The organism is Alysiella crassa DSM 2578 (assembly GCF_000745955.1).
Taxonomy (GTDB): Bacteria; Pseudomonadota; Gammaproteobacteria; order Burkholderiales; family Neisseriaceae; genus Simonsiella; species Simonsiella crassa.
In genome coordinates, this window is record NZ_JQKH01000031.1 from 21,138 (window position 1) to 27,393 (window position 6,256).

The following is a 6,256-nucleotide window of genomic DNA, read 5'->3' on the forward strand; positions in this document are numbered from 1 at the left end:
TGAAAACTCAATTCCCCAACAAATTCAACAAATCTTCTTCCGACAAAATCGCCACACCCAAACTTTGCGCTTTTTCCAATTTGCTGCCTGCTTCTGCACCTGCCACCACAAAATCGGTTTTTTTGGACACGCTGCCTGACACTTTGCCGCCAGCCGCTTCAATCATTGCGGCGGCTGCATCGCGTTTCAGCGTGGGCAAAGTGCCTGTTAAAACAAAGGTTTTGCCTGAAATTGATGCGTTCAGGCTGCCTGAAACCGCATTTTCAGTATGGGGCAAATGCCATTCGGGTAAATTCGCCAAAAAGTCGGCAACTTCGCGCAATAGGGCATGATTTTTCGGGATTTGTCGCCAAGTTTGCCATTCGGCTGGCAACACTTTGTCGTTGAGCAAACCGTCCACCGTGCCGCCTGCCAAATCCCACAATTCTTGGGCGCGTTTTTCGCTGATTTTGATTTCAGGCAGCCGCGCAATCCACCGCGCTGGGCTTGCCAATTCGCGCACGTTCACGCTGATGTTTTGCGATTGGGGTTCAACAAATTGCAATAATGCGTGCAGGTTTTTCATGTTTTCAGGCTGCCTGAAATAGGCGGCAATGGACTGCGCCACCACGCCCCCAATATCGGGCAAACACGCCAACACAGGCTGGGGCGCACGGCAAACGGTCGCCACATCGCCAAAGGCGGCGGCAAGCTGTTTGGCGGTGCTTTCGCCAACGTGTCGTATCCCCAAGGCGAATAAAAATCGGGATAACAAGGGCTTACGGCTGTTTTCCACGCCTTGCAAAATGTTTTCTGCCCATTTGCTTGCGCTGGATTTGGGGTCTTTGATTTTTTGCAATTTTGGGATATCCAGTTGATAAATATCGGCAAATGTTTGCAAAATATTTTGTTCCACCAAAGCCTCAATTTGCTTGTCGCCCAAGCCCACGATGTCCATCGCTTTGCGGCTGGCGAAGTGAATCAGCCCTTGGCTGCGCTGCGCTTGGCAGACCATGCCGCCTGTGCAACGCGCCACCGCTTCGTTTTCTTCGCGCACAATGGGGCTGGCGCAAACGGGGCAGTTTTCAGGCAGCCTGAATGCGGGAAATTGTGGCTCGGTGCGCGTTTCAGGCTGGCTGAACAAATCGCCTTGTCCTGAAATTTCAATGGTTTGCATGGGGCGATGTTCCAGCACAACGCGCAAAATTTCGGGAATCACGTCCCCAGCACGGCGCACCACCACCGTGTCGCCCACGCGCACGTCTTTACGCGCCACTTCGTCCTGATTGTGCAAAGTGGCGTTGGTTACGACCACACCGCCCACCGACACGGGTTTGAGCCGCGCCACAGGCGTGATTGCGCCCGTGCGCCCCACTTGCACGTCTATGTCCTCCACCACCGTAAGTGCTTCTTCTGCTGGGAATTTGTGCGCGATTGCCCAACGCGGTGCGCGTGAAACAAAGCCCAGCTTTTCTTGTTGCGCCAAATCGTTCACTTTGATGACCATGCCGTCAATTTCGTAGGGCAAATGGGGGCGTTTGGTGGACATTTGCTCGTAAAATTGCAAAACTTCGGCGATATTGGCACAGACTTTCCAGTCGTAACTTTCAGGCTGCCTGCAATCTGCTCCCTCTCCCTTTGGGAGAGGGCTGGGGAGCGGGTCTCCACCGTTTTGCCCTCTCCCTAACCCTCTCCCACAGGGAGAGGGGACGAGTTCGTGGCACGATTGAGATTGCGGCAGGCTGAAACCCAATTCCGCCAACCACAACAATTCTTCCGCATGGGTTTTGGGGCGATTTTCTGCCACAATACCGTCAAATCGCGCAATACCGTAGCCGAAAAAATGCAATTTTCGTTCTGCCGCAATTTTGGAATTGAGCTGGCGCAGGCTGCCTGCTGCCGCATTGCGCGGATTGGCAAAAGGTTTTTGCTGTTGCGCGATTTGGCGTTCGTTTAGGGCGATGAAATCGGCTTTCAACATCAATACTTCGCCACGCACTTCAATCATGGTTGGAATGCGATTACCGTGTAATTTCAATGGGATATTGCGTATGGTTCTCACATTTTCGGTAACGTCTTCGCCCACCGCACCGTCTCCGCGCGTGGCTGCCTGAACCAACACGCCATTTTGGTAAAGTAAGCTAATCGCCAAACCGTCAAATTTCGGCTCAATGGTGTAAGCCGTTGATGATACGCCCAAATCTTTGCAAACGCGCTCGTTGAACGCCAAAGTTTCCGCATGGTCAAACACGCCATTTGCATTTTGCGGCGAAAAAGCATTGTTCAGCGACAACATCGGCACGGCATGGGCTACGCTGGCAAATTCGCTCAAAATCGCGCCGCCCACGCGCTGGGTGGGGCTTTCAGGCAGCCTGAATTGCGGAAACTCGGCTTCTAGGCGTTCCAATTCGCGGTAGAGTTGGTCGTATTCGCTGTCGGGGACGGTGGGTGCGTCCAAAGTGTAATATTCGTGGGCGTAGCGGTTGAGTTGCTCGGTTAATTGCTTGATTTTATTTTGCATGATGATGTTTCCAATCACAAAAATGTAGGGTGCGCTGTGCGCACCAAATAGCTGAATAATTTAAATATTGTAGCGGATTTAGTGCGCACAGCGCACCCTACGATTATTTCTGTCGTGTACTGTGAATTGTACCGAAAAAAGGCAGCCTGAAGCCCAGTCAGCGCATAATTGATTCATTATTTTCATGATGGGTCATAAAAGTTTTTAAAATTGAATAGCTTGTAAATCAAGGCTTGAAAGCGGTTAAAATAGCGCAATTTTGGTTAAAATTATTTAATTCAACCCATTTTCAGGCAGCCTGAAAATACCCCACAAAAATAAAATATTGCTCACAATTGTTGAAATACAGCCATCTGCCCCCCTCCTTTGGGAGAGGGAAAAAATCGTTGATGATTGACAATTTTACCCTCTCCCTAACTCTCTCCCACAGGAGAGGGAATAGATGGGTGGTAAGCAAAAATTTGTAGGGTAATGAAAGGCAGCCTGAAAATACCCACACAAGACGAATATCATGAGCGAAGAAAAACCATCTCTAATTGAATTTCCCACCGATTTTAATTTGAAAATCATGGGCGCGGAACACCCCGATTTTGTCCCCGAAATTTTAAAAGCCATTCAGTCATTCGCCCCGAATACCACCGAAGCAAACGTGAAATTGCGCCCCAGCTCGGGCGGCAAATTTGTGGGCGCAACGGTAACCGTTCGAGCGGAAAATCAGGAGCAATTGGACAATATTTATCGCGCCGTAACATCTCATCCTATGGTTAAAGTGGTGTTTTAACATGAAAATTGTCAAATTGGGGCGATGTGATTACGAACCCGTATTCGCCGCCATGAAACAGTTTAACGACAGCCGCAGCGACACCACCGAAGACGAATTGTGGGTGGTGGAACACAATCCCGTGTTCACGCAAGGTTTGGCGGGCAAGGCGGAACATTTGTTGCACCAAAGCGAAATTCCTGTGGTACAAATTGACCGTGGTGGGCAGATTACTTTTCATGGCGTGGGGCAACTTGTTGTTTATACGCTGATTGATTTTAAACGCCGTAAAACCAGCGTGCGCAACATTGTTTCTGCGCTGGAAAATGCTATTATCGCGACTTTGGCGGAATATGGCATTCAGGCTGCAGCCGACCCAAAACGCCCCGGTGTGTATGTGGGGGAACGTAAAATCGCGTCATTGGGTTTGCGGATTAAAAATGGTTCGGTGTATCATGGGCTTGCATTGAATGTGAATATGGATTTGACCCCATTTAAACAAATCAACCCTTGCGGTTACGCGGGCATGGAAATGACACAAATCGCCGATTGGGTGCAGCCTTGCCCTGATTTAGACACGGTAGCAGACAAATTAACGGCGCATTTGATTCACGAATTGGGCTGATAAATATTCAGGCAGCCTGAAATTTTTTTATTTTACTTTTTTTAATTTTTACAAAGGAAACAGCAATGTATGGTATTACTTTTGAACTAGACAAATCCGATTTGCAAATGTTTTACAGTCAAGGTGCGTCTGAAGCCTATGCGGAAATTGCCCAAATTTTGCAACCCTTTGGTTTTACAGGCGTGGGCAATACTTATTTGTGTAAACAAGGCAATTTGGCGAATATGATGGCGGCGGTGGAAGCCTTGAAAAAGCAATCGTGGTTTTCGTCTTCTGTGAGAAATATGGAAACTTTCCGCGTGGCGGAATGGGTAGATTTGACCGATTTTGTGCGTGCATAAGCCGTGTTCAATTGGGTGGGCGGATGGTGTTCCGCCCTTGTTATTATTTTTTCAGGCTGCCTGAAAAATCCATCAAATACAGGTAAAGTTATGATAAATCAAGATAATATCCCAACTGGCGAAGTGCGAACTTTTGGCGCATTCGGTGTGCCTTATTTGGTTGGCAAAGCGGAACAGGAATTGCCCAATGGCGACATTTTGGTGGGCATTGAATTGTTGGAAAGTGGCGAACATGAACAATATCCGCTCTCCCATTTGTTGCAAGACCCGAAAGCCAATTAAATTATGTATGCCATTTCATTTGATTTAGTTGTTTCCGACACCCAAAATGCCCACCCAAAAGGCGCAACCCTACATCAATACGGTTTTCAGCGCGTTCAAGGCAGCCTGTATGTCAATGACAATGAAGACATGGCAAACCTGTTTTCTGCCATTCAAGCCTTGAAAAGTTTGGCGTGGTTTCCCACTTCTGTGCGTGATATTCGCGCATTCCGCATTGAGCAATGGTCGGATTTTACGAAGTTTGTGAAAACCTGATTTCAGGCTGCCTGAAAAATATTTTTTAAATTAAAAAACAAAGGTTTAATAAAATGACCACCGAAACCACCAACCCCCTATCCAACGCGCAAGGCGTAAAACACAAAGGCGCAGACAAAACCGCGCGCATTCCGATTAAAATCGTGCCTTTGGAACAAAAACTGAAAAAACCCGAATGGATACGCGCCAAAATTCCAACAGGTAAAAAATTCTTTGAAATCAAGAATATTTTGCGCGACCAAAAAATGCACACCGTTTGTGAAGAAGCGTCTTGCCCCAATATTGGCGAATGTTTCAGCAAAGGCACAGCCACATTCATGATTATGGGCGACATTTGTACGCGCCGTTGCCCGTTTTGCGATGTGGGACACGGTCGCCCCAATCCGCTTGACCCCGATGAGCCAAAAAATCTGGCAGAAAGCGTGGCGGCAATGGGTTTGCGCTACGTTGTCATCACTTCGGTGGACAGGGATGATTTGCGCGATGGCGGCGCACAGCATTTTGCCGATTGCATCAACGCCATTCGTGAACGCAGCCCGAATACGAAAATTGAAATTCTCGTGCCTGATTTCCGTGGGCGTTTGGACATTGCCTTGGACATTTTGTCCAAAAATCCGCCCGATGTGATGAACCACAATTTGGAAACCCACCCGCGTTTGTACAAACAAGCGCGTCCTGGTTCGGATTACAAGCATTCTTTGGAATTGTTGAGAAGATTCAAGGAAATGCAGCCACATATTCCCACCAAATCGGGCATTATGGTTGGCTTGGGCGAAACGGACGATGAGGTGCGCGAAATCATGCGCGACATGCGTGAACACAATATTGAAATGATTACCGTTGGGCAATATTTGCAGCCGTCTGATGGGCATTTGCCTGTGTTGCGCTATGTTACGCCCGATATGTTCAAGCAATTTGAAAAAGAAGCCTATGAAATGGGCTTTACCAATGCGGCGATTGGCGCGATGGTTCGCAGTTCATACCATGCCGATGTGCAAGCGGAAGAGGCTTTGAAAGAAAGCGGTTGCGGTCATCATTGATTGTTGATTTGTTTGATATTTCAGGCAGCCTAAAAGGTTTTCAGGCTGCCTGAAAAGCACATTGTTTTGAAATAAGGAACTGAAATTATGCCTTTATTAGATTGGTCGGGCAAAGAACAAGCCATACGTACAGCACAAAAAAGTCCATATCGCTTATTGATTGAAAATAAAGAGTATTCTTATGGCACAGCCAGCCAGCCAGCCAGCCAGCCAGCCAGCCAGCCAGCCAGCCAGCCAGCCAGCCAGCCAGCCAGCCAGCCAGCCAGCCAGCCAGCCAGCCAGCCAATTATACTGAAAATTTAATTGAAAATCAACAAACTAATGATGATAATCTGATTATTCAGGGCGACAATTTGGACGCACTGAAATCTTTGCTGCCGTTTTATGCAGGCAGCGTCAAATGTATTTTCATAGACCCACCCTATAACACGGGTTCGGCATTTTCTCATTACG

8 protein-coding genes are annotated in these 6,256 nt (G+C 48.0%); 7 read left to right on the forward strand and 1 reads right to left on the reverse strand.

Annotation, left to right across the window (positions count from 1 at the left end):
• Positions 1–7: 7 nt before the first annotated feature.
• Positions 8–2,500 (reverse strand): NAD-dependent DNA ligase LigA, encoded by a 2,493-nt coding sequence (locus Q338_RS15155; RefSeq protein WP_084693552.1) that lies wholly within the window; start codon positions 2,498–2,500, stop codon positions 8–10.
• A 511-nt stretch (positions 2,501–3,011) separates the two neighbouring features.
• Between Q338_RS15155 and Q338_RS06090 the strand changes: the two genes are divergently transcribed.
• The 7 genes from Q338_RS06090 to Q338_RS15465 all read left to right on the forward strand — a co-directional run bounded on the left by Q338_RS06090 (position 3,012) and on the right by Q338_RS15465 (position 6,106).
• Positions 3,012–3,281: a YbeD family protein gene (locus Q338_RS06090; RefSeq protein WP_034293089.1), complete on the forward strand. Its 270-nt coding sequence runs from the start codon at positions 3,012–3,014 to the stop codon at positions 3,279–3,281.
• Between the two features lies 1 nt (position 3,282).
• Entirely contained in the window at positions 3,283–3,885 is a 603-nt protein-coding gene (gene lipB / locus Q338_RS06095; protein ID WP_034293091.1) for a lipoyl(octanoyl) transferase LipB, read from the forward strand.
• 65 nt (positions 3,886–3,950) lie between these two features.
• Entirely contained in the window at positions 3,951–4,226 is a 276-nt protein-coding gene (locus Q338_RS06100) for a hypothetical protein (protein WP_034293093.1), read from the forward strand.
• Positions 4,227–4,316: 90 nt separating this feature from the next.
• A complete protein-coding gene (locus tag Q338_RS06105; protein ID WP_034293095.1) occupies positions 4,317–4,508 on the forward strand; it encodes a DUF5397 family protein in 192 nt (63 codons plus the stop codon).
• 3 nt (positions 4,509–4,511) lie between these two features.
• Positions 4,512–4,763, forward strand: a complete 252-nt coding sequence (locus tag Q338_RS06110; protein ID WP_034293097.1) for a virulence factor — start codon at positions 4,512–4,514, stop codon at positions 4,761–4,763.
• Positions 4,764–4,816: 53 nt separating this feature from the next.
• Entirely contained in the window at positions 4,817–5,803 is a 987-nt protein-coding gene (gene lipA, locus Q338_RS06115) for a lipoyl synthase (protein ID WP_034293099.1), read from the forward strand.
• Between the two features lie 87 nt (positions 5,804–5,890).
• The gene (locus tag Q338_RS15465; RefSeq protein ID WP_051968515.1) at positions 5,891–6,106 is read left to right on the forward strand and encodes a hypothetical protein; all 216 of its coding nucleotides are present in this window, start codon (positions 5,891–5,893) and stop codon (positions 6,104–6,106) included.
• The last annotated feature ends 150 nt before the right edge of the window (positions 6,107–6,256 follow it).

What these genes read in the sequence shown, in the direction of transcription:
- Q338_RS15155 (WP_084693552.1), bottom strand. Translation starts at nt 2,500, where the DNA reads ATGCAAAATAAAATCAAGCAATTAACCGAGCAACTCAACCGCTACGCC.
- Q338_RS06090 (WP_034293089.1), top strand. Translation starts at nt 3,012, where the DNA reads ATGAGCGAAGAAAAACCATCTCTAATTGAATTTCCCACCGATTTTAAT.
- lipB (WP_034293091.1), top strand. Translation starts at nt 3,283, where the DNA reads ATGAAAATTGTCAAATTGGGGCGATGTGATTACGAACCCGTATTCGCC.
- Q338_RS06100 (WP_034293093.1), top strand. Translation starts at nt 3,951, where the DNA reads ATGTATGGTATTACTTTTGAACTAGACAAATCCGATTTGCAAATGTTT.
- Q338_RS06105 (WP_034293095.1), top strand. Translation starts at nt 4,317, where the DNA reads ATGATAAATCAAGATAATATCCCAACTGGCGAAGTGCGAACTTTTGGC.
- Q338_RS06110 (WP_034293097.1), top strand. Translation starts at nt 4,512, where the DNA reads ATGTATGCCATTTCATTTGATTTAGTTGTTTCCGACACCCAAAATGCC.
- lipA (WP_034293099.1), top strand. Translation starts at nt 4,817, where the DNA reads ATGACCACCGAAACCACCAACCCCCTATCCAACGCGCAAGGCGTAAAA.
- Q338_RS15465 (WP_051968515.1), top strand. Translation starts at nt 5,891, where the DNA reads ATGCCTTTATTAGATTGGTCGGGCAAAGAACAAGCCATACGTACAGCA.